The organism is Dyella sp., assembly GCF_035685885.1.
Classification (GTDB): domain Bacteria; phylum Pseudomonadota; class Gammaproteobacteria; order Xanthomonadales; family Rhodanobacteraceae; genus Dyella.
Genome location: NZ_DASRZX010000083.1, coordinates 13765 through 31367, shown reverse-complemented (window position 1 = coordinate 31367; position 17603 = coordinate 13765). Strand labels below are relative to the sequence as shown.

Below are 17603 nucleotides of genomic sequence, written 5' to 3'. Positions count from 1 at the left end.
GATCAGCAGGTCTTCGCGGCGGGTACCGGAGCGGTTGATGTCGATGGCCGGGTAGACGCGCTTCTCGGAGATGCGGCGGCTCAGGTGCACTTCCATGTTGCCTGTGCCCTTGAACTCTTCGTAGATCACCTCGTCCATCTTGCTGCCGGTATCGGTCAGCGCGGTGGCGATGATGGTCAGACTGCCGCCTTCCTCGACGTTGCGCGCGGCGCCGAAGAAGCGCTTCGGGCGCTGCAGCGCGTTGGCGTCGACACCACCGGTGAGCACCTTGCCGGAGCTGGGCACCACGGTGTTGTAGGCACGGGCGAGGCGGGTGATGGAGTCGAGCAGGATCACCACGTCCTTCTTGTGCTCGACCAGGCGCTTGGCCCGCTCGATCACCATCTCGGCGACCTGCACGTGGCGCACGGCCGGCTCGTCGAAGGTCGAGGAGATCACTTCCGCACGCACGGTGCGGGCAATTTCCGTCACTTCTTCCGGGCGCTCATCGATCAACAGCATGATCAGGTGTGCGTCGGGGTGGTTGTACGTGATGGCCTGCGCGATGTTCTGCAGCATCATCGTCTTGCCGGACTTCGGCTGGGAGACGATCAGGCCACGCTGGCCGCGACCGATCGGTGCCACCAGGTCCAGGATGCGGCCGGTGATGTCCTCACTGGAACCGTTGCCGCGCTCTAGCTTGAATGCCTTGCGCGGGAACAGTGGGGTGAGGTTCTCGAACAGCATCTTGTTCTTCGACGCTTCCGGCGGATCGCCGTTGATGTCGTCGACCTTGAGCATCGCGAAGTAACGCTCGCCTTCCTTCGGATGACGCACGCGACCGGTGATGTAGTCGCCGGTGCGCAGGTTGAAGCGGCGGATCTGGCTGGGCGACACGTAGATGTCGTCCGGGCCGGCCAGGTAGGACTCGTCGGCCGAACGCAGGAAGCCGAAGCCGTCCTGCAGGATTTCCAGCACGCCCTCGGCCCAGATGCCACCGCCGGAGCGGGCATGCGCCTTGAGGATGTTGAACACCACGTCCTGCTTGCGGGCACGGGCCACGCCTTCCTGCACGCCCAGCGATTCGGCGAATTCCAGCAGCTGGATCGCGTTCTTGCGCTTGAGTTCGGTGAGGTTGATCAGGCGGTCGTTGCTGCCGGCGTCGGCGTAATCATCGTCCACCGGCAGGCCGTTGCTGCTGCGCTGCTGTTGTGGATTGCCGCCACCGCCGCCCTGGCCACGCTGCTGATTGCGTTCATGGCGTCGGCGACGACCGCGGCCATCGCGGTCGTTGCGGTTGTTGTATTGCTGGCCATTGCCGCCCTGCGACTGGCCGCCTTCGCGTGCTTCCTGCGACTGCCCGCGCTGGCCACCTTCTGCCTGCGGAGCGGAATCAGCGGCGGATGCTGGAGCGGGTGCCTGAGCAGGAGCTTCGGCGGGCGGTGCGGAACGCTCGACGCGCTCCACCGGAGGCAGCGGCGGCATATCCAGCTGGGCCTGCTTTTCGGCCTTGGCACCAGCGGAAGCGGACTTGCGTGGTGCGCGTGTACGGGGCTCGGCCACAGGCTTGGCGTCGGCGCTCTTGGCGTCGTTGGTTTCTTTGCTTTCGATATCAGACACGGGCAAACCTCTGCGGGGCGCCGTTGATGAACAGGAGGGATGGGTTGCGTTGCGCGGACGGCGCGGGGGACAGGACAGTCCCGACGGACGCTTGGAATCTAGCACTCGGATCGCGGCGGCGTAAAGCGCCGCGATCCGGAAAGTTCAGAAAACTTAGAGGGTCTTGTCGATCAACTGGGACAGCTGACCCTTGCTTACGGCGCCGATCTGGGTCGCTTCGACCTTGCCGTTCTTGAACACCATCAGGGTTGGGATGCCGCGTACGCCATAGTTGCGGGGCGTCTTCGGATTGTGGTCGATGTTGATCTTGGCGATGCGCAATTTGCCGTCGTACTGCTGCGCCAGTTCGTCCAGGATCGGGGCGATGGCCTTGCACGGACCGCACCATTCCGCCCAGAAGTCGAGCAACACCGGGGTATCGGAATTGAGCACTTCCTGCTCGAAGGCGTCATCGCTTACATGGGTAATCAGGTCGCTCACCGTGGTCTCCGAAGGTAGGCGGTAAAAGGGTTTCACGACCGCGCGCCCAGCATCGGCTACACTGGGCTGCCCATGAAGCGCGGGGTCGTGCCGAAAAAGGAAGTCTGGTGCCATTGCGGCAGGCCTCCATTCCATCCGAAGTCGGGGCGCGATTCAAGCGATTCAAGGGCGGCCACGGACGGCTCCGTTGACATAGGTGAAAGGGTTTTCCTTGTTGGACAAGCCCTTACGTGGGCGCAGTCCTTTGACCTATGCCAGCGGAGCTGCCGGATGCCGCCGCTCCCTCCGGCGCCTGCCAAGGCAAGTGTCGCCGGCACGCGCAATCTGACGATTGGGCCTGCCGCCGTGCCCTCTGGCTGCGCCGATCATCCACCCGTTCCTTGCAGCGTCTCATCGCCAAGGAGCCGGGCGGCCGCCGCTGGCGCTGCCCGCACCTAAAGTCACCCATACGCAATGTCTCAAACCGTACTCACCGATACTTTTTTCACCAATTTCGATCTTCATCCGCTGCTGCAGCAGGGCCTCGACGAGGCCGGCTTCACGCGTTGCACGCCGATCCAGGCGCTGACCCTTCCGGTCGCGCTCACCGGTCGTGACGTCGCGGGCCAGGCGCAGACCGGCACCGGCAAGACCTGCGCCTTCCTGGTGGCGATGATGAATCGCCTGCTCACCACGCCTGCCGTGGCCGAGCGCAAGGACAGCGACCCGCGCGCCCTGGTGATCGCGCCGACCCGCGAGCTGGCCATCCAGATCGAAAAGGACGCCAAGGCGATAGGCCGCTACACCGGCCTGCGCACCGCGCTGATCTACGGCGGCGTCGACTACGACAAGCAGCGCCAGCAGCTCAAGGACGGCTGCGACATCATCATCGCCACGCCGGGTCGCCTGCTCGACTACTACAAGCAGCACGTGTTCGGCTTCGACGGCGTCGAGGTGATGGTGATCGACGAGGCGGACCGCATGTTCGACCTCGGCTTCATCAAGGACGTGCGCTTCATCTTCCGCCGTCTGCCGGCGCGTGAGCAGCGCCAGGTGCTGCTGTTCTCCGCCACGCTGAGCCATCGCGTGCTGGAGCTGGCCTACGAGCACATGCACAACGCCGAGAAGCTCGAGGTGGAGACGGAAAACGTCACCGCCGACCGCGTGCGCCAGATCGTCTACTTCCCCGCCAAGGAAGAGAAGATGCCGCTGCTGCTCAACCTGCTCGACCGCACCAAGGCCGAGCGCAGCATCATCTTCGTCAATACCAAGGCTGCTGCCGAACGCATCACCGACCGTCTCAAGCGCCAGGGTTATCGCGTGGGCGCATTGTCCGGTGACGTGCCTCAGCTCAAGCGCCAGAAACTGCTGCAGCGCTTCCAGGAAGGCCAGCTCGACATCCTGGTGTGCACCGACGTGGCCGCTCGCGGCCTGCACATCCCGGCGGTCAGCCACGTATTCAACTACGACCTGCCGCAGGACGCCGAAGATTACGTGCACCGCATCGGCCGTACCGCGCGCCTGGGCGCCGAGGGTGATGCGATCAGCTTCGCCTGCGATCTCTACGCGATGAGCCTGCCGGACATCGAGACCTACATCGGCCAGCGCATCCCGGTGGCCACCATCGAGCCGGACATGCTGGTGATGCCGAAGGCGCACGAGCAGGATGCGCAGTTCGTGGCCGATTCGGCTGCCGACAGCGCGGCCTTCGGCGACAAGGTCGAGCAGCGCGAAAAGGACGGCGTTCCGCGCAAGCCGCGTGAACGCAGTCGTGGTGGTCGCGATGGCGATCGCCCGCGCAGCGATAAGCCGCGCGAACCGCGCAAGCCGCGCGTGGAAGCTCCGGCCGAAGCGAAGCCCGAGAAGCCCGTGGCGCCGGAGGCCAATCCGGCCGAAGACGCGGCGGGTGATGGCGCGGCCCGCAAGCGTCGTCGTCGTCGTGGCGGTCGCAATCGCCGTCGCGAGGGCGAGGTGGTCACGACGGAAGCATCGCCGGCGGCACCACCGGCCGACGGTCGTGCGCCGCGTGGCGAACGACGTCCCTCGCGCGAACGCAGCGGTGGTGATGTCGGTCATGCACGTCCGTCGCGCCACGTGGCGATCACGGCTGGCGTGCAGGCTGAAAGCGCGCCCAAGAAGACCGGTTTCTTCCGCAGGTTGAGCCGGTTCTTCACGGGTCACTGAGCGTTTCTTCTTTGCCAGTCATCCCGGCGTACCCCAAAGGGGCAACGGCCGGGATCCAGCGCCTCTCAGGCGCTTCGGACAATGTCACTGGATGACTCGCCTGCGCTCGCCCCTCCGGGGGCGTCTTGCGTGCCAGGTGCTTGTCCGGCTCGCCCCGTCGTCAGCTGTTGAAAAGCGCCTCGCAGGAATGACGAGCTTTACAGGCGAGAGCTTGCTGTCGCGTCCTGAATCCGCGGCAGCCGGCAACACATAAAGCGCCTGACCTTCTGGCGTGCTTCCCTTATCCTTGCGACAAAGCCTGGGCAGACTCTCAGGATCGGGGACACGCGGTGATCCGCTTTGACCAAGTCAGCAAGCGCTATGAGGGTGGCCACGAGGCCTTGTCGCAGCTTTCCTTTGAGGTGGCGGCAGGCGAGATGGCCTTTGTCACCGGCCATTCCGGTGCCGGCAAAAGCACGCTGCTCAAGCTGCTGGGGCTGATCGAGCGTCCGTCGCACGGTGTCATCACGCTGGACGGACAAAACCTGTCCAAGGTCGCGCGCACCGGCATTCCCAAGTTGCGCCGACGGCTGGGCATGGTGTTCCAGGATCATCGCCTGCTGATGGACCGTACCGTCTTCGCCAACGTCGAGCTGCCGCTGATGATCGGCGGCATGGCGCCGAGCGAGCGCAGCAAGCGCGTGCGCGCCGCGCTGGAGAAGGTCGGCCTGTTGGCCTACGAGCGGCAGCTTCCGGCCACGCTTTCTGCCGGCGAGCAGCAACGCGTGGGTATCGCCCGCGCCATCGTGGCCAAGCCGATGCTGCTGATCGCCGACGAGCCGACGGGCAACCTCGATCCCACACTCGCCGTCGAAATCATGGGGCTGTTCGCCGAGTTCCAGCAGGTGGGTACGACGGTGCTGATCGCCAGCCATGACCTGCCGTTGATCAAGAAGATGAAGAAGCGCGTGGTCGTGCTGGATCACGGGCGCCTCGTCGCCGACGTAGCGGCCCAGGAGGTGCTATGAGCACGCAGCCGGAATTCCCGATGGAGAGCCCGTTGCTTTCCGACCAGAGCCGGGGCGTGCGCACCAAGCCGCGTCCGGTCGCCAGCTGGCGCGAGCATCACGGTTGGAGCGCCGCAGCCAGCCTGCGCCGCCTGATGTCGCGCCCGGTGGGCACCTTGCTCACTGTCGCGGTGATGGCCATTGCGCTCGCGCTGCCGCTTGCCTTCTACCTGCTGCTGGGCAACCTGCAGAAGATGGGCGATGCGCTCGGCCAGAATCAGACCATCAGCCTGTTCCTGCAGCCGGGGCAGAGCGTCGCCTCGGCCGACCTGATGGCGAAGAAGTTGCGCGACCATGCCGACGTGGCCGCGGTGACCATCAAGACGCCACAGCAGGGCATGGACGAGTTGGCCAAGATGCAAGGCTTCTCCGGCGCACTGCACACGCTCGATGCCAATCCGCTGCCCTACGTGCTGGAGGTGCAGCCGGCGGCTGGCGCCAGCGCCGACAGCGTCGACAAGCTCGTGGCCGACATGCGTGGCCTGCAGGGCGTGGACCAGGTTCAGGACGGCGGTACCTGGCGCCAGCGCCTGGAGGCCCTGCTCGGCGTGGGGCAGCGTGCGGTGATCATTCTTGCGGCACTGCTTGCGGTGGCCGTGCTGTTGGTGGTGGGCAACACCGTCCGCGTGGATATCGCCAGCCGTAGCGAGGAGATCGGCGTGCTGATGCTGGTCGGCGCAAGCCGCGCGTTTGTGCGGCGGCCTTATCTCTATGCCGGCATCTGGTACGGCTTGTTCGCCGGCGTGCTGGCGGCGGGCTTCGCGGTGCTGGTCGAGCTGGCGCTGGCCGAACCGGTCGCGCGCCTGGGCCAGGTCTATGCCGGCAAATTGCAGGTCGACGTGCTGCCGTTGTGGCTGCTGGCCGCCGTGCCGGTCGCGGCCGCCCTGTTGGGCTGGCTGGGTGCCCGCCTGGTCAGTGCATGGCAGCTGCGCAAGGCCGCCTGAAGCGTGCGCGGGCTCACGGCCGCGGTGAGGTGGTAATGCAAGGGTCAGCCAGCCAGTGCATGATGCAGGAGGGGAGCGGTGCGGGGAGATTGCGCCGGAACATGCCGGTAAGCAGCCCCGGCCAAAAGGTGGGTGACAGGGGATGAGTGGAAGTTTCAGCAGTCGAGTGGTGGGAACGGCGCCAAGGGTGCTGGTGGTCGACGGCTCCAAGGTGGTGCGCCAGCTGATTGCCCGCGTCCTGAAGGCCGAATTGGCCGACGTGGAAGTGGTCGGCGCCGGTTCGGGCGCAGAGGCGCAGGAGCTGCTGGAAGGCGGCGCATTCGACTTCATCACGATTGCCTTGCGCCTGCCCGATATGGACGGGTTGGAACTGGCGCGCCACGTGCGCGAATCCGCAGCGCAGGCCTACGTGCCCATCGTGGTGGTATCCGGCGATGTCGACGACCGCCTGCATAAGCGCACGCTGGGTGAGCACGTCACCGACTATTTCGACAAGTCGCTCGGTTTCCAGGCGCTGGCGGAATTCATCCGTGGCTATGTGCGCCCGGCGGAGTCGGCCCAGGGCGACGTGCTGTACGTGGAGGATAGTCGCGTGGTCGCGCTGGCGACCCGTCGCATCCTCGAAAAGCACGGTCTGACCGTGCACCACGTGATCAGCGCCGAAGACGCGCTGGCCCTGCTGGAAGCAGCCCGCGAGCAGGGCAAGGTGGGCGCCGACATCGTGCTCACCGACGTCAGCCTCAAAGGCGAACTCACTGGCGGCGATCTGCTCGAGCGCATCCGTCGCGACTACGGCTACGGCAAGGGCCGCCTGCCCGTGCTGGTGATGACGGGCGACGAAAACCCGGTCAACCAGGCAGCATTGCTGCGCACGGGCGCCAATGACCTGGTCGAAAAACCGATCGAGGAAAAGCTGCTGATGACCAAGCTGCTGTTCCAGCTGCGCGTTTCGCAGCACCTGCGCGAACACGACGTGGCGGCATGACCGATGACCGCGTGAAGCTCGAGCCTTCCTGGAAGGCTCGGATCGGGGATTACTTGGGTCGGCCGGACATGCAGGCGCTGTCGGCGTTCCTGCGCGCAGAGAAGCAGGCGGGCAAGGTGATCTACCCGCCGGGCCCGGACATCTTCGCCGCGTTCGACCACACGCCGTTCGACGCGGTGCGCGTGGTAATCCTGGGCCAGGACCCGTACCACGGGCCGGGACAGGCGCATGGCCTGTGTTTCTCGGTGCGACCAGGCGTGCCATCGCCGCCGTCGCTGCAGAACATCTTCAAGGAGATCCGGCGCGACCTCGGTATCGCCGCGCCGGACCATGGCTGCCTCACGCCCTGGGCCGACCGGGGCGTGCTGTTGCTCAACGCGGTGCTGACCGTGGAACAGGCACAGGCGGCCTCGCATCAGGGCAAGGGCTGGGAGGGCTTCACTGATGCTGCCATCGACGCCCTCAATCTTGAAAGGGAGGGCCTGGTCTTCATGCTGTGGGGCTCCTACGCCCAGAAGAAGGGCCAGCTGATAGACAGCCGGCGCCATTGCGTTTTGCGGTCCGTGCACCCATCTCCCTTGTCAGCGCACCGGGGTTTCATCGGGTGTGGGCACTTCTCGGCGGGCAACCATTATCTGGAAAGCCGAGGCGTGGCCCCCATCGACTGGTCCCTGCCACCCCGCGCTGCGCTTGGCTGAACGGGCCTTTCACCCCTCCTGAACCGCTCAGCCCGCATAGTGGCTGCTCCCCTGGGATGCGCCACTGGACGTGTGTCCCAAATTCCTGTACTATGCAGTACATCAAAGGCCGCGGAACTTGCCGTGGCCTTTAGCACTCTCTCTATCCGAGTGCTAAGCTGATCCCTCATTCAGGAGGTCCAACATGTCTCAAGCTTTGGTGACCGCCAACCTGCCGGTGCCCAGTGTCGTCGGCAGTCTGGATGCGTATATCTCGGCGGTCCATCGGATTCCGGTGCTCAGTCAGGATGAGGAGCAGGCGCTGTCGCGCCGCTACAACGAACAGGACGACCTGGAGTCGGCCCGCAAGCTGGTGATGTCCCACCTGCGTTTCGTGGTGCACGTGGCTCGTGGCTACAGCGGCTATGGCCTGCAGCTTTCCGACCTGATCCAGGAAGGCAACATCGGCCTGATGAAGGCCGTGAAGCGTTTCGATCCCGACCAGGGCGTTCGCCTGGTCAGCTTTGCGGTGCATTGGATCCGTGCCGAAATGCACGAGTTCATCCTGCGCAACTGGCGCATCGTCAAGGTGGCCACCACCAAGGCGCAGCGCAAGCTGTTCTTCAACCTGCGCAAGAGCAAGAAGCGCCTGGGCTGGATGAACGCCGAAGAAGTGCGCACCGTGGCGAAGGATCTGGGCGTGCCCGAAGCGACCGTGCGCGAGATGGAATCGCGCCTGTCGGGTCGTGACATCGGCTTCGAGGCTCCGGCCGATGCGGACGAAGACGCCAAGCCGGCGCCGGAAGCCTTCCTGATCGACGAAGGCGCGGACCCGTACGACAACGTGGCCGACGCCGACCAGGCCGACAACCAGCTCGACACGTTGTCCAATGCGTTGCAGAAGCTGGACGAGCGCTCGCGCGACATCATCCAGCGTCGTTGGCTCAACGAAGACAAGGCGACGCTGCAGGATCTTGCCGACGAGTACGGCGTGTCGGCCGAGCGCATCCGCCAGGTCGAAGCCAACGCCATGAAGAAGATGCGCGGTCTCTTCGCCGCGTAATCGAATTGATCGGCGTAACATGCCAACGGCCCCGCACGGGGCCGTTTGGCTATGCGGAGACAGGGCTGGCTCCGTTCCTTCCGATAGGATCCTGTTGCTGTCAGCCGCCATGCCCCGAGTCCTGGTCATCGAAGACGACGAAACCACGGCGCGCGAGATCGTCGCCGAACTGAGCGTGCACGACATGCTGGCCGAATGGGTCGGTGACGGCCGCCAGGGACTGGAGCGCGCGACGCAGGGTGGCTACGACCTGATCACGCTGGACCGCATGTTACCCGGCATGGATGGCATCGATGTGGTGGCGCAATTGCGCCGCGCGAACGTGGACACGCCCGTGCTGATGATCAGCGCGCTGAGCGACGTCGACGAACGTGTGCGCGGCCTGCGTGCCGGTGGCGACGATTACCTCACCAAGCCGTTCGCGCCCGACGAGATGGCTGCGCGCGTGGAAGTGCTGCTGCGGCGGCGACAGCCGCAGACGGTGCAGCGCCTGCGCGTGGCGGACCTCGAACTCGATCTCGTCAGCCATGTGGCTTACCGCAACGGCCAGGCACTCACGCTGCTGCCCACCGAATATCGGTTGCTCGAATTCCTGATGCGCAATTGTGGCCAGGTACTGACCCGCACGATGATCTTCGAAACAGTGTGGGGTTTCCATTTCGATCCCGGCACCAATGTGATCGACGTGCACATCGCGCGCCTGCGTCGAAAGATCGATGCCGCCGGCCAACCGGCCCTCATCCATACCGTGCGTGGCACAGGTTATCGCCTGGCTACCGTGCAGGAAGCCGATCCGGTGACGCCATGAACGCACGCCCCAACGCCTGGCACTCGGCCACGTCGCGACTGATCCTCATCTACGGCGCGCTGTTCGCGCTGTGGGGTTTCGTACTGGTCGGCGTGATCCAGTGGGAAACCACGCGCTATCTCAACAATGTCATCGACCAGATGCTGGTGCAGCGCATGCACTACATCGCCTCGACCGAACCCGAGCGCATGGCGGCCACGGTGGATGCGACGAGCAAGATCGACCCGCATGGCGTGATGTCGGTGGGCCTGTTCGATCGCGAGCATCGCCCCGTGGCCGGCAACATCGACAACCTGCCGCGATCGCTGCCACGCGATGGCCAGGTGCACCAGCTCAAGCATGGTCTCCCGCGCCCCGATCGCGACGCCGAACGCGTGCGTGCGCGCGGCCTCGCCTCGGTGCTTCCGAACGGCGACATCCTGGTGATCGCCAAGGACACCAGCACCATCGATGGCATTGGCGCGATCATCAAGCGCGCACTGCTGTGGGGCGTATCGCTCACCATTATTCCGGGCCTGTTTGGCGGCTTTCTGCTGCGGCGCGGGCCGGAGAAGCGCATCCGTGCACTGCAGGAAGCCACCGATCCGATCCGCCAGGGCGACTTGTCCAAGCGCCTGCCGGTGAGCCGGCGCGGCGACGAGCTTGATCAGCTTGCGGCGATCGTCAACACCATGCTGGGCGAGATCGAGCGCCTGATGAACGAAGTGAAGGGCGTATGCGACAACATCGCGCACGACCTGCGCACGCCGCTCACGCGGTTGCGCGCGCGGCTGTATCGCACGCAGCAGCAGCTGGAAGGGCAGCCCGAAGAAGCGCTGGTGGAATCGTGCATGGTCGACATCGACGCGGTGCTGGTGCGCTTCCGCGCACTGCTGCGCGTGTCGGAGCTGGAGGATCGCAACCGCGCAGCGTGCTTCGAGGAAGTGGACGTGGGGCAGGTACTGCGCCAGGTGCATGAGTTCTATGCGCCGGTGGCGGAGGATCGCGGGCAGCCGTTCGATCTGGACGTCCAGACGCTGGCGCCCGTCCGCGCCGATGCGCATCTGTTGTTCGAAGCGCTGGCCAACCTGGTCGGCAACGCCATCAAGTTCACGCCGCATGGCGGACGCGTGAGCTTGCGCGCGAGCATGGACAAGCGCGGGCCCCGCGTGGATATCGTCGACAGCGGCCCGGGCATTCCCACCGATGAGCGCGATGCGGTGACGCGCCGCTTCTATCGGGGCGACAACAGCCGCACCACGGCAGGCTCCGGCCTCGGCCTGAGCATCGTCAGCGCCATCGTGCGATTGCATGGTTATGCGCTGGACATCGGCGAGTCTTCGCAGGGCGCGCGTCTCACGCTCTACTGCTATGCGCTGGCGCCGGGCGAGAAGCCGGACACCTGCCTTTCGCGCACCGTGCCGGAAGTCACGCCGGCCATCGTGTGACCGCCGCGCGCGCGGCAACATGAAATTATCTTCATGCGTCCGGATGAGCCGGGCGCGTCGGCTGCGTGCGAAAATTTGCCGCGACGCATCATTCGCGCATGGAAATCCCCCGCATGCTTGGCATCGTCCGGATCGCGCTCACGCGGCCCTACACCTTTATTGTCTTTGCACTGGTCATTCTGCTGTTCGGCGCCATGGCGGCGATACGCACGCCCACGGACATCTTCCCCGAGATCAACATCCCGGTGATCGCGGTGTCGTGGCAGTTCACCGGCATGACGCCAGACCAGATGGCCGGGCGCATGAACACGCCGTTCGAGCGCGCGCTGACCACCACGGTCAACGACATCGAGCACATCGAGGCCGAGTCGCTCAACGGCATGGGCATCACCAAGATCTACTTCCAGCCCGGCGCGAACATCGCGGTGGCGAACGCGCAGGTGACGGCGATTGCGCAGACGCTGCTCAAGCAGATGCCACCGGGCGCCACGCCGCCGCTGATCGTGAACTACAACGCTTCCAGCGTGCCGATCCTGCAGCTGGCGCTTTCGGGCAAAGGCCTGAGCGAGCAGCAGCTGGGTGACGTTGGCCTCAACCAGTTGCGTCCGCAGCTGGTGACGGTGCAGGGCGCGGCCATTCCGTATCCGTTCGGCGGCAAGACGCGACAGATCCAGCTCGACGTCGATCCGGGTGCCTTGCAGGCACGCGGCCTGTCGACGCAGGACGTGGCCAATGCGCTGGCGGCACAGCAGCAGATCAGCCCGATCGGCACGCAGAAGATCGGCAAGTACGAATACATCATGCTGCTCAACAACGCGGCCGAACGCGTCGCGGAGTTGGAAAACCTGCCGATCAAGAACGTCAACGGCGCAACGATCTATATCCGCGACGTGGCGCACGTGCGAGATGGCAATCCACCGCAGACCAATATCGTGCATGTGGATGGCGTGCGCTCGACGCTGCTGTCGGTGCTCAAGAATGGTTCCACCTCTACGCTCGCCATCGTCGCCGGCGTACGCGAAAAGCTTGCCGGCATGAAGGATGCGTTGCCCGACAACCTTACGGTGACGCCGATCGGCGACCAGTCGGTATTCGTGCGCGCCTCCATCGACGGCGTGATCCGCGAAGGCGTGATTGCCGCCGCGCTCACCAGCCTGATGATCCTGCTGTTCCTGGGCAGCTGGCGCTCCACGCTGATCATTGCCACGTCCATTCCGCTGGCCGTGCTTGGCTCGGTGTTAACGCTATCGGCCATCGGCCAGACGCTCAACATCATGACGCTGGGCGGCCTTGCGCTGGCCGTGGGCATCCTGGTGGACGAGGCCACGGTGACCATCGAGAACATCAACTGGCATCTGGAGCAGGGCAAGGACGTGATCACGGCGATCGTCGACGGCTCGGCGCAGATCATCGTGCCGGCGTTCGTGTCGCTGCTGTGCATCTGCATCGTGTTCGTGCCGATGTTCTTCCTGCCGGGCGTGGCGCGCTACCTGTTCGTGCCGATGGCCGAGGCGGTGATCTTCGCGATGATCTTCTCGTTCATCCTGTCGCGCACGCTGGTGCTGACGATGGCGAAGTTCCTGTTGCAGGAGCATCCGCCGACAGTGGACGAGCATGGCCAGCACCTGCCGCTGCCGCCGCCGAAGTCGGCGCTGGGCCGCTTCCAGCGCGCCTTCGTGGATCGCTTCGAGACCTTCCGCGCCGGCTACAGCGGCGTGCTGAAGCTCGCGCTGGATCATCGCAAGGTGTTCGTCGCGGGCTTCCTGGGCTTCGTGCTGCTGTCGTTCCTTCTGCTTCCGGGGCTGGGCAGCAACTTCTTCCCGGACGTGGACGGTGGCCAGATCCTGGTGCATGCCCGCGTGCCGGTGGGTTCGCGCGTGGAAGTGACCGCCAACGAATTCGCGGACATCCAGAAGGCCATTCGCCAGGTGATCCCGCCGCAGGACCTGGAGACGCTGGTCGACAACATTGGTCAGTACGCCAGCTCGATCAACACCATCTACAACAACACCGGGCAGATCGGCGAGCAGGATGGCGACATCCAGATCTCGCTCAAGGAAGGTCATCGTCCGAGCGCCGAATACGTGAAGGCCTTGCGCGAGAAGTTGCCGCGCCTGTTCCCGGGCACGGTGTTCTCGTTCCCGCCGGCGGACATCGTCAGCCAGATCCTCAACTTCGGTTCGCCCGCGCCGATCGATCTGCAGATACGCGGTTCGCACCTGGACAAGAACTTCGAATACGCCAACCTGCTGCTCAACCGCATCCGCAAGATTCCCGGGGTGGCCGATGCACGCATCCAGCAGTCGCAGGCCTCGCCCGCTTTTCGCATCGACGTGGATCGCACGCGTGCCGGCCTGCTGGGCCTGACCGAACAGGATGTCACCAGCAGCCTGGTGGCCGATCTTTCCGGCACCTCGCAGGTGTCGCCGACGTTCTGGCTCAATCCAGACAACAACGTCACCTATCCGATCTCCGCGCAGGTGCCGCAGTACACGCTGGACACGCTGGCGGCGCTGGCGAACCTGCCGATTACCGCCAAGACCGGCGGCAGTTCGCAGGTGCTGGGCGCGCTGGCCGATGTCTCGCGCACGCACAGCAACATGGTCGTGAGCCAGTACAACATCCAGCCGATGGTGGAGATCTATGCCGCCACGCAGGGACGCGACCTGGGTGCAGTGGCCGGTGACATCCAGAAGCTGCTCAAGGACACCGAGAAGGCCAAGCCCAAGGGCGCCAACATCGCGCTGCTGGGCCAGGTGCAGACCATGAACGATGCCTACTCGGGCCTGCTGTTCGGCCTGCTGGGCTCGGGCGTGCTGGTGTACTTGCTGATCGTGGTGAACTTCCAGTCGTGGACCGATCCGTTCGTGATCATCACAGCGTTGCCGGCCGCGCTGGCCGGCATCGTGTGGATGTTGTTCGTCACGCGCACCACGCTGTCGGTGCCTGCGCTTACCGGCGCCATCATGTGCATGGGCGTGGCCACCGCCAACTCCGTGCTGGTGGTGAGCTTCTGCCGCGAACGCCTGAACTTCCACGGCGATGCCGCTCTGGCGGCACGCGAGGCGGGCTTCGTGCGCTTTCGCCCGGTGCTGATGACCGCGCTCGCCATGATCATCGGCATGGTGCCGATGGCGCTTGGTCTTGGCGATGGTGGCGAACAGAACGCGCCGCTGGGCCGTGCCGTGATCGGCGGCCTGCTGTTCGCCACCACCGCCACCCTCATCTTCGTTCCCGTCGTTTTTTCCATCGTGCACGCGCGGTATGGCCGCGCCACCGATTCGGCTCCCGCTGCCGGAGAACCTGTCCATGTCTGAGCACATCACTTCGCTTCCCGAGTCGACGCCCTCGCCGCGTCGCCTGCGCCTGGCCGCGCTGATCGGTGCGGTCCTCTTCGGTTCGATCGTGGTGATCGGCGTGGCGGTGCGCATCTCCGATGCACGCAGCCTCAACCAGTGGACCGACGAGCAGGCGATTCCCACCGTCGTGGTCACCACGCCAGAGGCCGGCAACGGCAATTCGCCGCTGCAGCTGCCCGCGCAGATGGACGCCTATAGCAACGCGCCCATCTATGCGCGCACCAGTGGTTACCTGAAGTCCTGGAACAAGGACATCGGCGCGCCGGTGAAGGCGGGCGATGTACTCGGTGAAATAGACACGCCGGACCTGGACCAGCAGTTGCTGCAGGCGCAGGCCGATCTCGCCAGCGCGAAGGCGAATGCCGCGCTCGCGGGTACCACGGCCAAGCGGTGGCAGGTGCTGCACCAGACCGATCCCGATTCGGTCTCGCAGCAGTCGGTGGACCAGTACAACGGCGACTACGCCGCCAAGCAGGCGCAGGCCAATGCGGCTCAGGCCAACCTCGATCGCCTGAAGGCGCTGAAGTCGTACGCGCGCATCGTCGCGCCGTTCAACGGCCGCGTGACTGCGCGCAACACCGACGTCGGCGCACTGGTGACCGCCGACAGCGCAGGCGGCACGCCGTTGTTCGAGGTGTCCGATACCAGCAAGCTGCGCGTCTATGTGCGCGTGCCGCAGGTGTATGCGCCCAGCATCCATCGCGGCGACGAAGCCACGCTCACCGTGCCCGAGTATCCGGGCAAGACCTTCACCGCCAAGGTGGAGGCCGATGCGCGCGCGATCACGCCGACCTCGGGCACCACGCTGGTGCAGCTGCTGGTGGACAACCCCGACGGCAAGTTGCTGCCGAGCAGCTACGCGAGCATCAGCCTCAACCTTGCGTCCGCCGCGCTTGGCGTGCGCGTGCCGTCCGAAGCGTTGATCTTCGACGACAAGGGCCTGCGTGTGGCCACGCTGGATGCGAACGACCAGGTGAAGTTCAAGACGGTGACGATCCGTCGCGATTACGGCAAGACGGTAGAGCTGGGTTCGGGCCTGGAAGCGAGCGATCGCGTGATCAGCAATCCGCCGGACGGCCTGGTGGAAGGCGACCCCGTGCGCATCGCCAAGAATCCGCAGCCGGATGCCAAGGCGAAATCCCATGACAAGGCCTAAGCATCTCGTCATCACGCTGGCTGCCACGCTTGCGCTGGGCGCATGCTCGATGGCGCCCACGTACAAGGCGCCGGATGCGCCGGTGGCCGATCATTACCAGCCGCCCGGCCCGTGGACTACGGCGGCGCCCGCGGATCAGTTGCCGCGCGAAGGCTGGTGGAAGCTGTACGGCGATACGCGCCTGGATGGGCTCGAAGACCAGCTGCTTGCGCATAACGCGGATCTCGCCGCGGCGCTGGCCAGCTACCAGCAGTCGCGCGATGTGCTGGCGCAGGTGCGCGCCGACCTTTTTCCGCAGGTATCGCTGGGTGCTGGCGCCGTGCGCAATCGCCAGTCGGACAACTCGTCGCTGCGCGGCGCGACCTCGCCCACCTGGTATGACGCCTACTCGCTGACCGGGCAGGCGACGTACGAAGTGGACCTGTGGGGTCGCGTGCACGACAACGTGGCGGCGGGCCGCGCGTCGATGCAGGCTTCGGCGGCCGACCTGGCATCGGTGCGCCTGAGCCTGGAGGCGCAGCTGGCCGACAGTTACCTCGTGCTGGTCGGTGTCGACCGGCAGGTCGACCTTTTGCAGAAAAGCGTCGATGCCTATCAGCGTGCGCTGCAGCTGACCAAGACGCTGCAGGCCGGTGGTGCCGTGTCCGGACTGGACGTGGACCGCGCGCAGACGCAGCTTTCGGCCACGCGTTCGCAGCTGTCGCAGACGCGTGCGCAGCGCGAGTTGCTGCAGCATGCGATCGCCGTGCTGGTAGGCGAATCGGCCTCGACGTTTGCACTGGACCCGAAGATCGATCTTCCTGCGTTGCCGGTCATACCGGTTGGCGTGCCGTCCACGCTGCTGCAACGCCGTCCCGACATCGCGGCGGCCGAGCGTCACACCGCGGAAGCAAATGCCGACATCGGCGTCGCACGTTCGGCCTTCTTTCCGTCCTTGACCCTTAGCGCCGGTGGTGGCCTCGCCAGTGGCGCGTGGGGCAACCTGCTCACCGCACCGAGCCAGGTGTGGGCACTGGGGCCGAGCCTGCTGATGGATGTGTTCGACGGCGGTCGCCGTCGCGCCAAGGTGGCGCAGGCGCATGCGGCCCTCGACGAGGCGAGCGCGCGCTACCGCGGCACCGTGCTGGCCGCGTTCCAGCAGGTGGAGGACAACCAGTCGCTGCTCAACCACTACGGCAACGCGCTGGTGGACCAGAACGATGCCACCAGGGCGGCGGATCGCACGTTGCGGCTGTCGATGGCGTTGTACAAGCAGGGCGCCAACAGTTACCTCGATGTAGTGAACGCGCAGGTGGCGGCTCTGGATGCGCATCTCACGTTGCTCGGGTTGCAGACGAGCCAGTTGCGCGCGAGTGTGGGGTTGGTGCGCGCGCTGGGTGGTGGTTGGGATAGTGGGGATATTTCGCCGGAGGTGTTGGCGAGGGATGCGAAGGCGCAAGCGAAGAAGTAGTTTCTTCTACTTCTTTTGTGGCGCGCACCCTGTGCGCGATCGCCTTCGCCCCGGTCTCTCCTGCCGTCATTCCTGCGAGGTGCTTCTGAACAGCCGGAGGCTGGTCAAGCAGGACAAGCGCGAAGCGCGCAGAACGCCCGTAGGGCGGCCCCGAAGGGGCGAGCGTAGCGAGTCTCTTTTGGTTCTAATGTGGCGATACCGCCAGCGCGCCGCTTACGACCGAAGGAAGTCCCTGTGGGACGCAGCGGGCGTTTCGACGTCCTGCCGGCCGCCGAGTCACTTTTCTTTTGCTGCTCCAAAAGAAAAAGTAACCCAAAGAAAATGAGCTAAAAGGCTCGCAGCACTGCGATGGACACAAGCCTGTTGACCGAGGCATCGACAACGCGTGGCTTTACTACCTCAAGCGGCGCCGCTACCCCGCAACGCGTCGGAGCACTGAAGACTTA

General features: G+C 65.3%; 13 protein-coding genes. 11 read left to right on the top strand and 2 right to left on the bottom strand.

Going from position 1 to position 17603, the window contains the following annotated elements; all coding sequences use genetic code 11:
* Together rho and trxA are read right to left on the bottom strand one after the other, a co-directional pair.
* On the bottom strand, positions 1-1599 hold a 1599-nt coding region (gene rho / locus VFG49_RS10235; RefSeq protein ID WP_324860097.1), incomplete at its 3' end, for a transcription termination factor Rho.
* Between the two features lie 153 nt (positions 1600-1752).
* A complete protein-coding gene (gene trxA, locus VFG49_RS10230; RefSeq protein ID WP_324860095.1) occupies positions 1753-2079 on the bottom strand; it encodes a thioredoxin TrxA in 327 nt (108 codons plus the stop codon).
* A gap of 453 nt (positions 2080-2532) precedes the next feature.
* Between trxA and VFG49_RS10225 the strand changes: the two genes are divergently transcribed.
* The 11 genes from VFG49_RS10225 to VFG49_RS10175 all read left to right on the top strand — a co-directional run bounded on the left by VFG49_RS10225 (position 2533) and on the right by VFG49_RS10175 (position 17157).
* Positions 2533-4242, top strand: coding sequence for a DEAD/DEAH box helicase (locus VFG49_RS10225; RefSeq protein ID WP_324860093.1), 1710 nt, complete (start codon positions 2533-2535; stop codon positions 4240-4242).
* Positions 4243-4571: 329 nt separating this feature from the next.
* Complete coding sequence (gene ftsE / locus VFG49_RS10220) at positions 4572-5249, top strand: cell division ATP-binding protein FtsE (RefSeq protein ID WP_324860091.1); 678 nt, start codon at positions 4572-4574, stop codon at positions 5247-5249.
* Positions 5246-6232: a permease-like cell division protein FtsX gene (ftsX, locus tag VFG49_RS10215; RefSeq protein ID WP_324860089.1), complete on the top strand. Its 987-nt coding sequence runs from the start codon at positions 5246-5248 to the stop codon at positions 6230-6232. Before ftsE ends, ftsX begins: the two co-directional genes overlap by 4 nt.
* 142 nt (positions 6233-6374) lie before the next feature.
* Positions 6375-7217: a response regulator gene (locus VFG49_RS10210; protein ID WP_324860087.1), complete on the top strand. Its 843-nt coding sequence runs from the start codon at positions 6375-6377 to the stop codon at positions 7215-7217.
* The gene (gene ung, locus VFG49_RS10205) at positions 7214-7915 is read left to right on the top strand and encodes a uracil-DNA glycosylase (protein WP_324860085.1); all 702 of its coding nucleotides are present in this window, start codon (positions 7214-7216) and stop codon (positions 7913-7915) included. The genes VFG49_RS10210 and ung overlap by 4 nt, the downstream gene beginning before the upstream one ends.
* A 184-nt stretch (positions 7916-8099) precedes the next feature.
* On the top strand, positions 8100-8957 hold the full coding sequence (rpoH, locus tag VFG49_RS10200) for an RNA polymerase sigma factor RpoH (protein ID WP_324860083.1): 858 nt from the start codon (positions 8100-8102) through the stop codon (positions 8955-8957).
* 109 nt (positions 8958-9066) lie between these two features.
* Positions 9067-9765 (top strand): response regulator transcription factor, encoded by a 699-nt coding sequence (locus VFG49_RS10195; RefSeq protein WP_324860081.1) that lies wholly within the window; start codon positions 9067-9069, stop codon positions 9763-9765.
* Complete coding sequence (locus tag VFG49_RS10190; protein WP_324860079.1) at positions 9762-11192, top strand: HAMP domain-containing sensor histidine kinase; 1431 nt, start codon at positions 9762-9764, stop codon at positions 11190-11192. The genes VFG49_RS10195 and VFG49_RS10190 overlap by 4 nt, the downstream gene beginning before the upstream one ends.
* A 113-nt stretch (positions 11193-11305) precedes the next feature.
* The gene (locus VFG49_RS10185; protein WP_324860077.1) at positions 11306-14509 is read left to right on the top strand and encodes an efflux RND transporter permease subunit; all 3204 of its coding nucleotides are present in this window, start codon (positions 11306-11308) and stop codon (positions 14507-14509) included.
* Positions 14502-15707: an efflux RND transporter periplasmic adaptor subunit gene (locus VFG49_RS10180; RefSeq protein WP_324860075.1), complete on the top strand. Its 1206-nt coding sequence runs from the start codon at positions 14502-14504 to the stop codon at positions 15705-15707. The genes VFG49_RS10185 and VFG49_RS10180 overlap by 8 nt, the downstream gene beginning before the upstream one ends.
* On the top strand, positions 15694-17157 hold the full coding sequence (locus VFG49_RS10175; protein WP_324860073.1) for an efflux transporter outer membrane subunit: 1464 nt from the start codon (positions 15694-15696) through the stop codon (positions 17155-17157). Before VFG49_RS10180 ends, VFG49_RS10175 begins: the two co-directional genes overlap by 14 nt.
* Positions 17158-17603 lie beyond the last annotated feature (446 nt).